This is a genomic window from Rhizobacter sp. SG703, assembly GCF_012275445.1.
Lineage (GTDB): Bacteria > Pseudomonadota > Gammaproteobacteria > Burkholderiales > Burkholderiaceae_C > Rhizobacter.
On record NZ_JAAZQK010000010.1, the window covers coordinates 98,605 to 115,653 of the forward strand.

12 protein-coding genes are annotated in these 17,049 nt (G+C 69.9%); 4 read left to right on the plus strand and 8 right to left on the minus strand.

The features are described 5' to 3' along the window. Positions 1-107 precede the first annotated feature (107 nt). On the plus strand, positions 108-2,651 hold the full coding sequence (locus tag FHT26_RS21310) for a polysaccharide biosynthesis/export family protein (protein ID WP_168562110.1): 2,544 nt from the start codon (positions 108-110) through the stop codon (positions 2,649-2,651). Between the two features lie 5 nt (positions 2,652-2,656). After that, positions 2,657-3,904, plus strand: coding sequence for a Wzz/FepE/Etk N-terminal domain-containing protein (locus FHT26_RS21315; protein ID WP_168562111.1), 1,248 nt, complete (start codon positions 2,657-2,659; stop codon positions 3,902-3,904). Between the two features lie 10 nt (positions 3,905-3,914). Here FHT26_RS21315 and FHT26_RS21320 read toward each other — a convergent pair whose 3' ends face one another. From FHT26_RS21320 to FHT26_RS21330, 3 genes are read right to left on the minus strand one after another with little or no spacing between them, the layout of a single operon-like run. Beyond that, complete coding sequence (locus tag FHT26_RS21320) at positions 3,915-4,751, minus strand: PhzF family phenazine biosynthesis protein (protein WP_168562112.1); 837 nt, start codon at positions 4,749-4,751, stop codon at positions 3,915-3,917. Continuing rightward, positions 4,748-5,926 (minus strand): aminotransferase-like domain-containing protein, encoded by a 1,179-nt coding sequence (locus FHT26_RS21325; protein WP_168562113.1) that lies wholly within the window; start codon positions 5,924-5,926, stop codon positions 4,748-4,750. The genes FHT26_RS21320 and FHT26_RS21325 overlap by 4 nt, the downstream gene beginning before the upstream one ends. Further along, positions 5,923-6,870: a DMT family transporter gene (locus tag FHT26_RS21330; protein WP_168562114.1), complete on the minus strand. Its 948-nt coding sequence runs from the start codon at positions 6,868-6,870 to the stop codon at positions 5,923-5,925. Before FHT26_RS21330 ends, FHT26_RS21325 begins: the two co-directional genes overlap by 4 nt. An 86-nt stretch (positions 6,871-6,956) precedes the next feature. On the opposite strand from FHT26_RS21330, the gene FHT26_RS21335 reads away from it, so the two are divergent. Further along, the gene (locus FHT26_RS21335) at positions 6,957-8,459 is read left to right on the plus strand and encodes an aminotransferase-like domain-containing protein (RefSeq protein ID WP_168562115.1); all 1,503 of its coding nucleotides are present in this window, start codon (positions 6,957-6,959) and stop codon (positions 8,457-8,459) included. A gap of 33 nt (positions 8,460-8,492) precedes the next feature. Then, the gene (locus FHT26_RS21340; RefSeq protein ID WP_056803351.1) at positions 8,493-9,251 is read left to right on the plus strand and encodes a hypothetical protein; all 759 of its coding nucleotides are present in this window, start codon (positions 8,493-8,495) and stop codon (positions 9,249-9,251) included. Between the two features lie 13 nt (positions 9,252-9,264). On the opposite strand, the gene FHT26_RS21345 is transcribed toward FHT26_RS21340, so the two are convergent. From FHT26_RS21345 to gshA, 5 genes are all read right to left on the minus strand, one after another. Beyond that, the gene (locus tag FHT26_RS21345; protein ID WP_168562116.1) at positions 9,265-11,151 is read right to left on the minus strand and encodes an ATP-binding cassette domain-containing protein; all 1,887 of its coding nucleotides are present in this window, start codon (positions 11,149-11,151) and stop codon (positions 9,265-9,267) included. 45 nt (positions 11,152-11,196) lie between these two features. Further along, positions 11,197-12,141: a glutathione synthase gene (gene gshB, locus FHT26_RS21350; protein WP_168562117.1), complete on the minus strand. Its 945-nt coding sequence runs from the start codon at positions 12,139-12,141 to the stop codon at positions 11,197-11,199. A 20-nt stretch (positions 12,142-12,161) separates the two neighbouring features. After that, the gene (locus tag FHT26_RS21355; RefSeq protein WP_490362805.1) at positions 12,162-13,325 is read right to left on the minus strand and encodes a benzoate/H(+) symporter BenE family transporter; all 1,164 of its coding nucleotides are present in this window, start codon (positions 13,323-13,325) and stop codon (positions 12,162-12,164) included. A 274-nt stretch (positions 13,326-13,599) separates the two neighbouring features. Then, entirely contained in the window at positions 13,600-15,474 is a 1,875-nt protein-coding gene (locus FHT26_RS21360) for a KUP/HAK/KT family potassium transporter (RefSeq protein ID WP_168562119.1), read from the minus strand. A 155-nt stretch (positions 15,475-15,629) separates the two neighbouring features. Further along, complete coding sequence (gshA, locus tag FHT26_RS21365; protein WP_056803331.1) at positions 15,630-16,925, minus strand: glutamate--cysteine ligase; 1,296 nt, start codon at positions 16,923-16,925, stop codon at positions 15,630-15,632. Positions 16,926-17,049 lie beyond the last annotated feature (124 nt).

Consider the following 17,049-nt stretch of genomic DNA (forward strand, 5'->3'; position numbering starts at 1 on the left):
ACCGGCCGGCGCGGGGAGACCATCCGCTACCATTCGGGGTTGCGTTGCGCGCAGCCACCCGCTTGGCGCCGCCCCCGCCTGCCCACGACTTCACGAGCCCGCTTCGAATGACTGTGTCTTGTTTCCGAGCCGCGCGCGTCCTCGCCGTCCTGCTTCCGCTGCATGCCGGGCTCGCAGCGGCTGCCGACGAATTGCCGCCCGGCGGCACATTCACCACCCCGGCCTATGCGACGGCTGCCAGCGCGCCCGCCGGCACCAACACCCCCGGCTATGCGCCGACGACGCCCGGCGGCGCGCTGCGCAACCTGCCGACACCCGGGCAGACCGCGCCGCGCGACGACGATGACGCTGCCGCCCGCCTGCGCAACCTGCCGCCGCCGAAGCCGAGCGAGTTCCAGAAGTTCGTCGAGGCCGCGACCGGCCGCCAGCTGCAGCCCTTCGGCAGCAACTTCTTCGCCGAGGCCTCGCGCGCCGCGCAGCCGGTCGACAACGTCCCGGTGACGGCGGACTACACCGTCGGTCCGGGCGACGAGGTGCTGGTGCGGGCCTGGGGCTCGATCGACGTCGACTACCGCAGCACCGTCGATCGCAACGGCCAGCTGAACCTGCCGAAGGTCGGCAGCTTCACGGTCTCGGGCATCAAGGCCTCCGAACTCGAAGGCCAGCTGCGCGCGCAGATCGGCCGCCTGTACCGCAACTTCAACCTCAGCGTGTCGCTGGGCAAGCTGCGCGGCCTGAAGGTGTTCGTCGTCGGCCCGGCCCGCCTGCCGGGCGTCTACACGGTGCCCAGCCAGGCGACGATGCTGTCGGCGGTGGTGGCCGCCGGCGGCCCCGGCCCGAACGGCTCGATGCGCCGCGTGCAGTTGCGCCGCGACAACCAGCTGGTGTCCGAACTCGACATCTACGAGTTCCTGGTGCAAGGCGACAAGTCCAAGGACCTGCAGCTGGCCGCCGGCGACGTGCTGGTGTTCCAGCCGGTGGGGCCGCGCGTCGCGCTGAGCGGTGCGCTCGACAACGCCGCCATCTATGAACTGAAGGGCGCGCAGGAGCCCGTCGGCGAGTTGCTGCGCTACGCCGGCGGCTCGCCGGTGCTGACCGACCCGAACCGCGTGCAGCTCGAGCGCATCGACCCGGCGCAGGCGCCGGCGGCACGCTACGTCGAAGACTTCAAGCTCGACGCAGCCGGGCTGCAGCACCCGCTGCGCGACGGCGACGTGCTGACGCTGCTGACGATCTCGCCGAAGTTCGCGAACGCGGTGACGCTGAAGGGCCAGGTGGCGCAGCCGCTGCGCTACACCTTCACGCCGGGCATGCGCATCCGCGACCTGATCCCCGACAAGGAAGCCCTGATCTCGCCCGACTTCTACCGGCGCAAGAACCTGCTGGTGCAGGTCATCGCCGACGACGACGACATCCTGCTGGAAGAGGCCGAGCAGCGCGCCGCCCGCACGGGCAGCAACACCGGTGTCGGTCTGCCCGGCGCGACGAGCAGCGGCACCCCCGGCGCGCGCGGCGAAGGCGGCCGGACCGACAACACGGCGACGCCCGTCGTCGTGGCGTCCGCTGCCGACCCCTCTGCCGCGCGCGATCCGAACCGCTTCCCGCTGACCGAGGGCGAGCGCGCGCGCCGGCGCATGGACCGCCTGGCCGCGGCCGAGTCGAGGCGCACGCCGGCCACCTTGTTCAACGAGCTGAACTGGGACTACGCGGTGATCGAGCGGCTCAGCGAGAAGGACCTGAGCACGCAGGTGATTCCGTTCAACCTCGGCAAGGCGGTGCTCCAGGGCGACCCCGACAACAACATCGAGCTGAAGGCCGGCGACGTCGTCACCATCTACAGCCAGAAGGACATCCGCGTGCCGGTGGCCAAGCAGACGCGGCTGGTCTCGGTGGAAGGCGAGGTCGGCGCGCCCGGCGTGTACCAGCTGCTGCCCGGCGAGACGCTGGCCCAGCTGATCACGCGGGCCGGCGGCTTCACGCCGCAGGCCTATGTGTACGGCCTGGAGTTCAGCCGCGAGGAAACCCGCAAGCGCCAGCGCGAGAACCTGCAGGTGGCGATCGCGCGCCTCGAAGTGCTGTCGGCGCAGCAGGCGGCCCGCGAAGCGGCCAACCGGCGCGAAGAGCAGGCCGGCGGGGCCGCCATCAGCTCGGCGGCGACCCAGGCGCAGATGGCGCGGCTCAGCCGCGTGCAGCCGAACGGCCGCGTCGCGCTCGAACTGACGCCGGAGACCACCTCGGTGAGCCAGCTGCCCGAGGTGCCGCTCGAGAACGCCGATCGCATCGTGGTGCCGAGCCGCCCCGGCTTCGTGACGGTGGCCGGCGCTGTCGTCAACAACAACGCCTTCCTGTGGAAGCCCAACCGCACGGTCGGCGACTACGTGAAGCTGGCCGGGCTGGATGAAGCCGCCGAGCCGTCCAACATGTTCGTGCTGCGCGCCGACGGCACCGTCAGCCATGCGAACGAACGCCGCGGCTGGTTCGGCAGCCTGGAATCCCAGGCGTTGCAGCCCGGCGATGCGGTGGTGGTGCCGAACCAGCTCGACTACGAGAGCTGGGGCCGCGCGGCCATCCGCAACCTGAAGGACTTCTCGCAGATCTTCTACCAGTTCGGCCTGGGTGCGGCGGCCATCAAGACGCTGCGCGGAGACTGAGCCCGATGATGCAGACCGATCCATTGACGAACGTGCCGACCGACGATTTCGAGGAACAGAACGGGCCGTCGATCGGCCTGTTCGACCTGCTGGTCTGGCTGGGGGAAGGCAAGCGGATCGTCGCGGCCTGTGCCGGCGCCGCGATGGTGCTCGCCGTGGCCGTGGCGCTGCTGAAGCCCAACATCTTCACGGCACGCGCGACCTTGCTGGCCCCGGGCGGGCAGCAGCAGAGCTCGTCGGCCGCTGCACTCGCCGCGCTGGGCTCGCTCGGCGGACTGGCCGGGGGCCTCGGCAGCAAGAGCCCCGACGAGTTGTACGTCAGCCTGCTGAAGAGCGACAGCGTGCAGCGCGCGCTGGACCAGCAGTTCAAGCTGCAGCAGCGCTACGAGGTCAAGACCTACGAGCAGTTGCGCAAGGTGCTGCCCACGTACGTTCGCGTCAGTTCGGACAAGAAGTCCGGCCTGATCACGGTCGAGGTCGACGACGAGAAACCGCAGTTCGCCGCCGACCTGGCGAACGCGCACGCCGACGAGGTGACCAAACTGCTCGGTCGGCTGGCCGTGTCCGAGGCCCAGCAGCGCCGCGTCTTCTTCGAGCAGCAGCTGAAGGACACCAAGGAAAACCTGATCCAGGCCGAACAGGCGCTGCGCGCGGTGCAGGAAAAGTCCGGCATGGTGGTGCTCGACAAGCAGGCCGAGGCGATCATCACCGGCGTGGCCCAGCTGAAGGCGCTGATCGCCGAACGCGAGGTGCGGCTGAAGGTGATGCGCACCGGCGCCACCTCCGAGAACCCGGACGTGCTGCGGCTGACTTCGGAACTGACCGCGCTGCGCAGCGAGCTCGCGCGGATGGAAGCGGCCCCCGGCGGCAACGCCAGCAGCGCCGCCACCGGCAGCATCGACATCCCGGTCGGCAAGCTGCCGGGTGCGGCGGTCGACTACGTGCGGGCGCGCCGCGAAGTGAAGTTCCAGGAGACGCTGCTCGAAGGCATGCTGCGCCAGTACGAGATCGCCAAGCTCGACGAGGCGAAGGAAGGGCCTTCGCTGCAGAAGGTCGACGTCGCCCAGGCGCCGGACCGCAAGTCGAAGCCGGCGCGTTCGATCTTCGTGCTGACGAGCACCCTGCTGGCGCTGCTGGCGTCGGCGATCTTCGTGATCGGGCGCCGCTACATGGCCCTGCGCCGCGAGCAAGACCCCGGAAGCGTCCAGGCGCGCGAGGCGCTGCGCCACGCGTGGCGCTGGCGCCGCGCCTGACGAACGTCGCTCAGAGCGTCAACGTGCCGCGGATGCAGCTGGTGCTGTGTCCGCCGACCCACACCTGGCCGTCGACCTGGGCGATGTGCACGCGGCCAGCGCGGTCGAGCCGGGTGCCCTGCGCCGCAACATAGCGGGCCGGCGCGAGCCCGGTGCCGATCAGCCACTGCGCGAGGCTCGCGTTCAGGCTGCCGGTGACCGGGTCTTCCGGGACGCCGATCGGCGCGGCGAACCCGCGCACCTCGAACTGGCAGGCGCCGCCCGCCGCATGCGGCCCGATCACGCCGACCTTGGCCAGCGACTTCAGCGCCGCATGGTCCGGCTCCAGCGCCAGCACCGTCCCGGCCTGGTCGAGCAGCAGGCCGAGCCAGCGCGGGCCGTTGTCGAGCCACTGAGCCTGCAGCACCTGCCGGCGGTGCAGGCCGAGCGCCTGCAGCACCGGTGCCAGCTCGGCATCGGTGACCGGCGCCTGGCGCAGCGGCGGCGCCGCGAAGGCCGCGCGTTCGCCGTCGAGCCGGATATCGACCCGGCCGACGCCGCACTGCTGCACGACCGCGCCGGGTGTCTTCGGCACGCCGCCGGCCTCGAGCCAAGCGTGGCAGCTGCCGAGCGTCGGGTGGCCGGCGAACGGCAGCTCGCCGCCCGGCGTGAAGATGCGCACCCGGTAGTCGGCCTGCGGGTCCGTCGGCTGCAGCAGGAAGGTCGTCTCCGACAGGTTGGTCCAGCGCGCGAAGGCCTGCATCTGCGCGTCGTCGAGTGCGTCCGCACCGTGCACGACGGCCAGCGGATTTCCCTTCAGGGCCACGTCGGTGAAGACATCGACCTGCGCGAAGGCGAAGCGCGTCATGCCGCCTCCTTCAGCGCCGCAGCCAGCGCGCGGATGCCGCGTTCGATCTGCTGCGGCGACACCGTGACGAACGACAGCCGCATCGTGTTGGCGCGTGCCTGCTCGGCGAAGAAGGCCGCGCCCGGCACGAAGGCCACACCGTTGGCGACCGCCTTCGGCAGCAGCGCGATCGCATCGACGTTCGCCGGCAGCTCGACCCAGAAGAACATGCCGCCGGTCGGCACCGTCCAGCGGCAGCCGGCGGGCATGTGGGCTTCGAGCGCGGCGCGCATCGCATCGCGCTGGGCTTTGTAGCGCGCACGGATGGTCGGCACGTGCGTGTCGAGGAAGCCGTCTCGGATCACCTCGTGCACCACCCGCTGGTTGAAGCCCGGCGTGTGCAGGTCGGCGGCCTGCTTGGCCTGCAGCAGCTTCGGCACCAGCGGCGCCGGCGCCACCACGTAGCCCAGGCGCAGGCCGGGCGCCAGCACCTTCGAGAACGAGCCGAGGTAGACCGTGCCGTCGGCCCAGCGCGCGGCCAGCGGCGGCGGCGGCGGCGCGTCGAACCACAGGTCGCCATACGGGTTGTCCTCGACCAGCGGCAGGTTCAGCGCCTGCGCCCGCGCGACCACCGCGGCACGGCGGGCCTCGCTCATGCAGCGGCCGCTCGGGTTCTGGAAGTTCGGCAGCAGGTACAGGAAGCGCGCGCCTTCGGCGGTGTGCAGCGCATCGGGCAGCGGGCCGTCGTCATCGCAATCGACCGCGGTGAAGACCGGCTCGTATGGTGCGAAGGCCTGCAGCGCGCCGAGGTAGGTCGGCGATTCGACCGCCACCCGGCTGCCCGGGTCGACCAGCACCTTGCCGACCAGGTCGAGCCCCTGCTGCGAACCGGTGGTGATCAGCACCTGGGCCGCGTCGACCTGCTGGCCGTGGCCGCGCAACATCGCGGCGACCCATTCGCGCAGCGCCGGCAGGCCTTCGCTCGACGCGTACTGCAGCGCCTCGCGCGGGGTGTCGCGCAGCACGCGGGCGGTGGCCTCGCGCATCGCGTCGACCGGGAAGCCGTCGGGCGACGGCAGGCCGCCGGCCAGCGAGATGATGCCGGGCTGTTCGGTCACCTTCAGGATCTCGCGGATGATCGACGGGTTCATGCGGTGGGCGCGCTGCGCGAGCTGCCAGGGGGTGCGCGAGGTCATGCGGATTTCCTTGAAGGCGTGACGGGAGAGGGGACAGGAGACGAATCGGAAGAGAACGGCGGCGACGACGCCGCGTGCGTCGGCATCTTGCGCCCGACGAACACCGTGGCGATCACCGCCAGCGAGAAGAAGACGGTCGTCGCCGACAACCGCTCGCCGAGCACCGGCACCGCCAGCAGCATCGACAGGAAGGGCTGCAGCAATTGCACCTGGCTCACCCGCAGCGTGCCACCGAGCGCCAGCCCGCGGTACCACGCGAAGAAACCGAGCCACATCGAGAACAGCGTGACATAGCCGAAGCCGACCCACGCGCCGGCGCGCACCGGCTGCGCCGGCCAGGTCCAGCCCATCAGCGGCAGCGTGAACGGCAGGCTGATCACGAGCACCCAGCAGATCACGTGCTCGCCGTGCCATTGCCGCGACAGGTGCGCGCCGGCGACGTAGCCGATCGAGCCGCTGACGACGGCCAGCAGCAACAGGCCGTCGGCCCGGCCCAGCCCGCTGCCCGATTGCGCCGCGAAAGCGAGCACCAGCGCGCAGCCGACCGCCGCACACGCCCAGAATCCGACCGACGGCCGCTGGCGGAAGAACAGCGCCGCCGCGATCGCGGTGCCCAGCGGCAGCACCCCGGTGATCACCGCGGCATGCATCGCATCGACCTCGCGCAACCCGAGGCCGAGGAACAGCGGGAAGCCGACCACCGTGCCGGCGGCGCTGACCGCCAGCGCCGTCCATTGCCGGCCGCGCGGCCGCGGCGCGCCGGTCAGCAGCAGGTAGAACACGCTCAGCACGCCGGCCAGCGCGGCGCGCCCGGCGACGACGAACAGCGGCGACAGCTGCGGGTCGGCGGCCGGCCCGACGGCCAGGCGCGTCATCGGCGTCGTCATCGCGAAGATCGCGACGCCCAGAAAGCCCAGCCACAACCCCTTGCGCTCGATGTCCATGCGCCAGTCTAGGCGCTGCGACCAACACAGGGCCGGTACACTCACCCGTCTCAGATTGCGCACTGTATTGGTCACCTCGCCAGCACATGAACCCGCTTGCCCCGCTCGATCCGCTGTCCCGCCACGCCGATGCCACGCTGACCGAGCAGCTGTCCGGCCGCTTCGCCGAGCGCATCCGGCAGCGGCTGCTCGCGCCGGGCTCGCGGCTGCCGTCGGTGCGCGACTGTGCGCGCCGGCACGGCGTCAGCGCCTACACGGTGGTCGCCGCCTACGACCAGCTGCTGGCGCAGGGGTTGGTCGAGGCCCGCAAGCAGCGCGGCTTCTTCGTGCGCGAACAGCACCCGCGCGATGCCGGTCGGGCCGCCGCAGCGGCGGCGCCGGCCGCCGCCGACCCGGTCGCCCGTCCGCGCGCGCCGCTCAGCGCGATCGCGCTGGTGCGCAGCATGTTCCAGCCGCCGGGCGCGCGGCCGATGCCGGGACTGGGCACGCTGCCGTCGGAATGGCTGGACCTGCCGATGCTCAGCACCGCGCTGCGCCGCGTCAGCAGCGGCACGCAGCTGGCCGCGCTGGCGCTGCAGTACGGCGAGCCGGCCGGCGACCTGCGGCTGCGCCGGGCGCTGTCGCAGCGGCTGGTCGACTTCGGCGTGAAGGCCGCGCCGGAGCAGATCGTCACCAGCTTCGGCGCCACCCATGCGCTGGACATCGTCACCCGCAGCCTGACCCATGCCGGCGACACCGTGCTGGTCGACGAACCCGGCTGGTCGGTCGAGTTCGCGCGGCTGGCGGCGCTCGGCCTGCGCGTGCTGCCGGTGCCACGCGGCGAGGACGGCCCCGACCTCGCGGTGATGGAACGGCTGATCGAGGCCCAGAAGCCGCACGAGCGGCCGCGGCTGTACATCACCGTCTCGGTGCTGCACAACCCGACCGGCGCGACGCTCGCGCTCGGCCACGCGCACCGGCTGCTGAAGCTGGCGCAGGCGCACGGGCTGCACATCGTCGAGGACGACACCTACGCCCACCTGGCGCCACCGCATCTGCCGCGGCTGGCGGCGCTCGACGCGCTGGAGCGCACGATCTACATCTCCGGCTTCTCGAAGATCCTGGTGCCGAACTGGCGGGTCGGCTATCTGGCAGCGCCGCCCGGGCTGGTCGACCGCTTCGTCGACACCAAGCTGCTTGGCAGCCTGACCACCACCAGCCTGACCGAGCAGGCGCTCGCCCACTGCCTCGAGCAGGGCCTGCTGCGCCGCCATGCCGAGCGCGTGATGGCCCGGCTGGATGCGGCCCGGGCGCGCTCGGTGCAGTTGGCCGAAGCGGCGGGCTGCCGGTTCGCGGCCACGCCGCGCGGCCTGTTCGGCTGGGTCGACACCGGCGTCGACACCGAACGGCTGTCGCAGGTGATGCTGGACGGCGGCTGGCTGCTCGCGCCGGGGTCGATCTTCCATGCCACACCCCGCCCGAGCACGCTGATGCGCATCAACTTCGCGACCACGCAGGATGCGCAGTTCTGGCAGGCGCTGCAGCGCGCCCGCGACGCGCCCGGCATGGCGACACCCCGGAATCCGGGCTTTTCAGCGCCAGCCCGGTGACCTACAGTCACACCTTCTTGCATTCCCGAGTCCATGTTCGAGCCCACCATCCCGTTCGGCGAGCCGGAACTGATGCGCGTCAGCGCCTTCGAGCGCTACCTGCATGAGCCGGGCGGCCCGCGCGCGCTCGGCGAGGTCGCCGACAGCAGCCTGCGCGGCGCGACACTCAGCCCGTCGCTGCTGGCCGACCTGAGCCGCTTCGAGCGGGCCGGCCAGGCCTCCGAGGTGCTCGACGTGCTGGCCGCCTGCGTGCGGCATTCGCAGCAGGTCGTGATCCACCTGCAGATGGGCGAGGCGGTGGTGCCGCTGACGGTCTTCGCACGCGAACGCCTGGTGCACTGCCCGATCAGCCTCGATGCCCTGCTGCGCGAGCGGCCGACCGAATTGCGCGTGATGCACGTCGAGCCGGCGGTGCTGCGGCCGCCGGGCGACGAAGAGCTGTCGCTGGTGGCCGACGAGCAGCACTACCACTCGCTCGGGCCGGTGCTGTGGGAACTCGCGCTGCGCGGCTCGCGCGGCACGCTGCTGCCGGAGATCGCCGGGCCGGTGGCCTACCGCGTCGCGCCCGGCTTCGCGATGGGCGGCCTGCGCGCCGGCGGCCTGTTGCGCGCCGCGGTGCAGCGGTTGCAGGGCGACCGCTCGTCGCTGCGCGAGATGGCCGACTGGCCGGGCTTCGACAGCTCGCGCGCGGCGCGGCTGCTGAACGCGCTGTACCTGCAATCGGGGCTGATCATCAGCCGCTCGCACCGCAATGCGATCGGCGAATCGTGGTTCGGCGCGCTCGGGCGCTGAGCAAGCCGCCCCGTCAGCGAGCGCCGAGTTCTTCCCAGCGCGTCAGCGCCGCGAGCAACTCGTCGTCGAGCGCCGCGAAGCGCGCCTGCGCGGCCGCGAGCTTCGCCGCGTCGCCGGCGTAGATCTCGGTGCCGGCCAGCAGCTCCGACAGCGTCTTCTGCTCGGTCTCCAGCGCCTCGATGCGCGCCGGCAGGCCGTCGAGCTCGCGCTGTTCCTTGTAGCTGAGCTTGGCCTTCTTCGCGGCCGGCGCGGCAGCGGGCGGCGGGGGAGCCGCAGGCGTCGGCGCGGGCGCGGCCTTCGCGGCCTTGTCGCGAATCGCACGTGCGCGGTCGCGCTGCAGCTTCCAGTCCTCGTAGCCGCCTTCGTACTCGCGCCAGAAGCCCGGGCTGTCGTCGCCTTCCCAGGCGATCGTGCTGGTCACGACGTTGTCGAGGAAGCGCCGGTCATGGCTCACCAGGAACACCGTGCCGGGGTAGCCCTGCAGCAGCTCCTCGAGCAGCTCCAGCGTGTCGATGTCGAGGTCATTGGTCGGTTCGTCGAGCACCAGCACGTTGGCCGGCAGCGCGAACAGGCGCGCCAACAGCACGCGGTTGCGTTCGCCACCGCTCAGCGTGCGCACCGGCGAGTTGGCACGCTCCGGAGAGAACAGGAAGTCGTTCAGGTAGCTCATCACGTGCTTGCGCTGGCCGTTGAACTCCACCCATTCGCTGCCGGGACTGATGGTGTCGGCCAGCGTCGCATCGAGCTTCAACGTGCTGCGCATCTGGTCGAAGTAGGCGACTTCGAGCTTGCTGCCCTGGCGCACGTGGCCGGAGTCGGGCTTCAGCTCGCCGAGGATCAGCTTCAGCAGCGTCGTCTTGCCGGCGCCGTTCGGCCCGATCAACCCGACCTTGTCGCCACGCAGGATGGTCGCGGTGAAGTCCTTCACGATCACCTTCTCGCCGAAGCGCAGGTTCACGTCGCGCAGCTCGGCGACGATCTTGCCGCTGGGCGCGCCGGAGTCCACTTCCAGCCGCACCTGGCCGAGCGAATCGCGCCGTTTCTGGCGCTGGTCGCGCAGCACCTCGAGCCGCTGGATGCGCGCCACGCTGCGCGTGCGGCGGGCTTCGACGCCCTTGCGGATCCACACTTCTTCCTGCGCCAGCAGCTTGTCGGCGCGCGCATTGGCGAGCGCGTCGGACGCCAGCTGTTCTTCCTTCATGCGCTCGTAGGCGCTGAAGTTGCCTGGGTAGCTGCGGATGATGCCGCGGTCGAGCTCGACGATGCGGGTGGCCACGCCGTCGAGGAACGCGCGGTCGTGGGTGATCAGCATCACGCTGCCCTTGAAGCCGCGCAGCAGCTCCTCGAGCCAGGCGATCGAGTCGAGGTCGAGGTGGTTGGTCGGCTCGTCGAGCAGCAGCACGTCGGGCACCGCGACCAGCGCCTGCGCCAGCGCGACGCGCTTCTTCATGCCGCCCGACAGCTGGCTGATCTCGCGCGTGCCGTCGAGGTGCAGCTGCGCGAGCGTGGTGTCCACGCGCTGCTCCCAGTTCCAGGCGTCGAGCGCCTCGATGCGCGTCTGCAGCGCGTCGAGGTCGACGCCGTCGGCATGCTCTTCGTAGGCCTGGCGCACCGCGCGCGCCTCGGCGACGCCTTCGCTGACGGCTTCGAACACCGTGTGGCCGGGCTCGAACGACGGTTCCTGCGGCACGTAGCAGATGCGCACGCCCTGCGTCATCTGCAGCAGGCCGTCGTCGAGCTTCTCGAGCCCGGCGATGACCTTCAGCATCGAGGACTTGCCGGCGCCGTTGCGGCCGATCAGCCCGAGGCGTTCGCCGGTCTCCAGCGAGAAGGCCGCGTTGTCGAGCAGGGCCACGTGGCCGAAGGCCAGGTGGGCATTGGAGAGCGAGAGGACGGCCATGGAGAAACCAGCGGAGGAAACCGCGATTATCCCGTGCCCGCGGTTTCAGGGAAGCTTGGCTTCCAGCGCGTCGACGAACATCTCGGCGACGTCGAATCCTGCCTGCTGCGCGATCTCCTGGAAACAGGTCGGGCTGGTCACGTTGATCTCGGTCAGGCTGTCGCCGATGATGTCGAGCCCGACCAGCAGCAGCCCGCGCGCCGCGAGCACCGGGCCGAGCGCTTCGGCGATCTCGCGGTCGCGCGTGGACAGCGGCTGCGCGACGCCCTTGCCGCCGGCCGCCAGGTTGCCGCGGATCTCGCTGCCCTGCGGAATGCGCGCCAGCGAGAACGGCACCGGCACCCCGCCGATCACCAGCACGCGCTTGTCGCCGTGCACGATCTCCGGCAGGTAGCGCTGCACCATCACGGTCTGCGTGCCGCCCTTGTTCAGCGTCTCGGTGATGCTGCCCAGGTTCAGTCCGTCGGGCCCGACGCGGAAGATGCCCATGCCGCCCATGCCGTCGAGCGGCTTCAGGATGATGTCGTGGTGCACGCCATGGAAGCGCTTGATCTCGGCCTCGTCGCGCGTGACGATCGTCGGGCCGATGAAGTCCGGGAATTCCAGGATCGCGAGTTTCTCGGGGTGGTCGCGCAGCGCGGCCGGCTTGTTGAAGACGCGGGCGCCTTCGCGCTCGGCCTGCTGCAGCAGGTGGGTGGCGTAGAAGTACTCGCTGTCGAACGGCGGGTCCTTGCGCATCAGCACCGCGGTGGCATCGGCCAGCGCCAGCGTCTGCGCCGGCTGCTCGGCGAACCAGGCCTGCGGGTCGCTGGTGACGGTGAACGGCCGCACCTTCGCCTGCACGCGGCCGCCGCGCTCCCAGACCAGGTCGCGCGGCTCGCAGGCGGCCAGCAGGTGGCCGCGGCGGGCGGCTTCGCGCATCATCGCGAAGGTCGAATCCTTGTAGGTCTTGAAGCCTTCCAGCGGGTCGGCAACGAACAGCAGCGTCATGGCGGGGCTCTCTCTGTCGGTCAGGCGGCGATGCGGGGCCGCCACTGTTGCACAAAAAGCGCGAGCGCGCCGGCGACCACGCCCCAGAACGCCGAGCCGATGCCCCACAGGCTCAGGCCGCTCAGCGTGACGAGGAAGGTGATCAGCGCGGCTTCGCGGTGCGCGTCGTCCTTCAGCGCTGCCGCGAGCCCGTTGCCGATGGTGCCGAGCAGCGCAAGCCCGGCGATGGCAACCACCAGCTCGCGCGGAAACGCCGTCAGCACGCCGGTGACCGCCGCGCCGAACAGCCCGATCACGCAGTAGACCAGCCCGCAGGCGACCGCGGCCATGTAGCGGCGGCCCTTGTCTTCATGTGCTTCGCGGCCCATGCAGATCGCCGCGGTGATCGCCGACAGGTTCAGCGCGAACGCGCCGAACGGCGCGAGCAGCAGCGTCGCGAGGCCGGAGAGCGTGATCAGTTTCGAGACCGGCATGTCGTAGCCGGCCGCCCGGATCGCCGCGACGCCGGGCAGGTTCTGCGACGCCATCGTGACGATGAACAGCGGCAGCGCGAGGCTGACCAGCGCCGGCAGCGTGAACACCGGCATCGTGAACACCGGCACCGTCAGCGCCAACGAGACGGCGCCCAAATGCAACTTCCCCTGCAGCGCGGCGAAGAGGGTGCCCGCCGCCAGCACGCCCGGCACCGCATAGCGCGGCCACAGGCGGCGGCCGACCAGGTAGGTGGCGAGCATCAGCAGCACCAGCGCGAAGGCCGACTTCAGCGCGACGAAGGCATCGAGCCCGAAGCGCGCGAGCACGCCGGCGAGCAAGGCGCTCGCGATCGGCATCGGGATGCGCCCCATCAGCCGCTCGAACCAGCCGGTGACGCCGAACAGCGTGACCAGCGCCGCGCTGACAAGAAAGGCCCCCACCGCCTCCGGCAGGTGGAAGCCCCCGCTGGCCGCTGCGGTGGCGAGCACCGCCGCCCCCGGCGTCGACCACGCGATCATGACCGGCTGGCGCAGCCACAACGAAGGCAGCACCGAGCACAGTCCCATGCCAAGCCCAAGTGCCCACATCCACGAACTGATCTCGGCCGGCCCGGCACCCAGCGCCTGTGCGGCCGAGAACACGATCGCGACCGAGCTGGTGAACCCGACGAGGACGGCGACGAAGCCGGCGACGAAAGCGGAGAGCGACATGTCGGAGAGGCGAATGTTCATCCGGATTAGCCTATCAAACGACTGCAGCCGAGACGATGCGAAGCGAGTCGTGCGAGAAAAGAGGAAGGGCAACAATCCCAATCAAGGCTCGATGGGCAGCGGCGTGGCAGTGTTGTCCGCAGCGTGCAGAACGAGCCGTATGGTGTGCGTTGAGGCTCTTTGCTTTGGTTACTTTCATTTGAGCCCAAATGAAAGTGACTCGCCCGCCGGGGCGAGACCCGGCAGCAGCCTCACGCCGTGAACAAGAAGCCGTTCAGATTTCCACCTTGGAGCCCAGCTCAACAACCCGGTTGGTCGGCAAGCTGAGGAAGTCCGCCGCCGCCGCCGCATTGCGGTGCATCCCCGCGAACAGCTTCTCCCGCCAGCTCGCCATCCCGCTGCCGAAGGTCGGAATCACGATGTCCCGCGACAGGAAGTACGACGTCTCCATGTCGTCCATCTGGCAGCCCCGCGTGCGCAGGAAGGCCAGCGCCTCCGGCACGTCGGGCTCGTTCTTGAAGCCGAAGTGCACCGTCACCTGCCAGCAGTCGCGGCCGAGCGGCTCCATCTCGCAGCGCTTCTCGAAGCCGATCCACGGCACTTCGTGCAGCTTCACGGTGACGAACAGGTTGGTCTCGTGCAGCACCTTGTTGTGCTTCAGGTTGTGCAGCAGCGCGTTCGGCGTCAGCCCCTGCTCGCTGACCAGGAACACCGCGGTGCCGGCCACGCGCGTCGGCGGGCTGACGAACACCGCGTCGAGGAAACTCTTCAGGTCGATCGCGTCCTCGCGCAGGCGCTCGGCCATCAGCCGGCGACCCTGCTTCCAGGTCATCATGATCATGAACATCACGCCGCCGATCACCACCGGGAACCAGCCGCCGTCGAATACCTTGATGACGTTGGCGCTGAAGTAGGTGAAGTCGACCAGGAAGAAGAAGCCGGTCGCGGCCACGCTCAGCGACCACGGGTAGCGCCAGCCGTAGCGGATCACGAAGAAGGTCATCGTGGTGGTGATCAGCATGTCGATCGTCACCGCGATGCCGTAGGCCGCCGCCAGCTTGCTGCTGGAGCCGAAGGTCACGACCGCCAGCACGATGCAGGCATACAGCCCCCAGTTGACGAACGGCAGGTAGACCTGCCCGGTCTCGCGCACCGAGGTGTGCAGGATGCGCAGCCGCGGCAGGTAGCCGAGCTGCATCGCCTGCTTCGTGACCGAGAACGCTGCCGTGATCAATGCCTGCGACGCGATCACCGCGGCGGCCGTCGCCAGCCCGATCAGCGGGTAGACCGCCCACGGCGGCGCCATCTCGTAGAACGGGTTGCGCACGTTCTCCGGGTGCGCCAGCAGCATCGCGCCCTGGCCGAAGTAGTTCAGCACCAGCGCCGGCATCGCGAGGCTGAACCACGCGACGCGGATCGGGCGCTTGCCGAAGTGGCCCATGTCGGCATACAGCGCTTCGGCGCCGGTCACGCACAGCACGATCGAGCCGAGCGCGATGAACGCGATCGTCGGGTGGCCGAGCAGGAAGGACAGCGCGTAGCTCGGGCTCAACGCCGCCAGCACCGCCGGGTTGGTCGCGATCTGCGACAGCCCGAGCACCGCCAGCACCGCGAACCACAGCACCATCACCGGCCCGAACAGCTTGCCGACCGTCGTGGTGCCGTGGCGCTGCACCAGGAACAGCAGCGTCAGCACGACCAGCGACAGCGGCACGATGTAGTGGTGCAGGCCGGGTGCCGCGACCTCCAGGCCTTCCATCGCGCCCAGCACCGTGATGGCCGGCGTGATCACGCCGTCGCCGAAGAAGATCGCGGTGCCGAAGATGCCCACCATCAGCAGCCGCTTGCGCAGCACCGGCCGGTCTTTCACCGCCTGCGAGGCCAGCGCCAGCATCGCGATCAGCCCGCCTTCGCCGTTGTTGTCGGCCCGCAGGATCAGCGCCACGTACTTGATCGAGACCACCACCGTCAGCGTCCAGAACACCAGCGACAGCACGCCGTAGATGTTCTGCGGCGTCAACGGCACGTGGCCGTGGGCGAAAACTTCCTTGAGTGCGTAGAGGGGGCTGGTGCCGATGTCGCCGTAGACGACGCCGATGGCGCCCAGCGTCAGGGCGGCCAGGCTGGAGCTGGGACGGTGCTGATTCACGATTCACCGCGCTCGCCGAAGGGGCACGGCTCAATCCAAAGGACGGCCATTGTGCGCCTGCGGAAACGAGCGGAAACAGGTCGACACCCGCCACCCCCAAGGCATTGGGGGTGCATGTTGCACTGCAGCAACGACCCTGGTAGAAGGCCTGCGGCTTACTCGTAGACCTCAGCGTCCGGGTCCGTGGCTTCCAGCTCGTAGCTGGCCGCCAGCATCGCCAAGCGAGCGATCACTCCGTACATGTAGAAGCGATTCGGCGCACTCGCCCCGGGCTTGACGCCCGGCTTCGGCAGCTGGTTCGACTCGGCGAAGGCCAGCGGCACGAAGCTCGCCCCGGGCGAATTCAGGTTCTCGTCGATGCCGCGCTCGGCGTTGACGCGGTAGAAGCCGCCCACCACATAGCGGTCGATCATGTAGACGACCGGCTCGGCGACCGCGTCGTTGACGCGCTCGTAGGTCGGCACGCCTTCCTGCAGGATGACCTCGCTGACCTCCTGGCCGTCCTTGATCACGCTCATCTTGTTGCGTGCCTTGCGGTTCAGGTCGACCAGGTCCTTCGGGTCGCGCACCGTCATGATGCCCATGCCGTAGGTGCCGGCGTCGGCCTTCACGATGATGAACGGCTTCTCCTGGATGCCGTATTCCTTGTACTTGCGGCGGATCTTGCCGAGCAGCGCTTCGGCATTGCTCGCCAGGCATTCGGCGCCGGTGCCGTCGCTGAAATTGACCTCGCCGCAGCGCGCGAACATCGGGTTGATCAGCCACGGGTCCATGCCCAGCAGCTTCGCGAACTTCTTGGCCACCTCTTCATAGGCCTGGAAGTGGTTGGTCTTGCGGCGCACCGCCCAGCCGGCGTGCAGCGGCGGCAGCAGGTACTGCTCGTGCAGGTTCTCCAGCACCTTCGGGATGCCGGCCGACAGGTCGTTGTTCAGCAGGATCGTGCAGGGATCGAAATCCTTCAGCCCGAGACGGCCGCGGGTGCGCAGCAGCGGCTCGACCGTCAGCGAACTGCCGTCGGGCAGGTCGATCTGGGTCGGCGCCTTGATGGTGTCGTCGAGCGTGCCCAGGCGCACGTTCAGCCCGGCCTGGTGGAAGATCTGCGTCAGCCGCGCGACGTTCATCAGGTAGAACGTGTTGCGGGTGTGCTTCTCGGGGATCAGCAGCAGGTTCTTCGCTTCGGGGCAGATCTTCTCGATCGCCGCCATCGCCGCCTGCACCGCCAGCGGCAGCATCTCGGGCGTCAGGTTGTTGAAGCCGCCGGGGAACAGGTTGGTGTCGACCGGCGCCAGCTTGAAGCCGGCGTTGCGCACGTCGACCGAGGTGTAGAACGGCGGCGTGTGCTCCATCCATTCGAGGCGGAACCAGCGTTCGATGGCCGGCAGCGATTCGAGGATGCGCTGCTCCAGTTCGTTGATCGGGCCGGTGAGTGCGGTGATGAGATGGGGAACCATAAGAGCCCGTTGAACGCCTGGGGATCGCGGATTCTAGGCATCTGGGGTCGCCCGCGTCGATGGCAAGCCGGGAGGCCCCAGCCGGGATGCGCCTTGTTTGAGGCTTGCATCACGACCGGCCAGT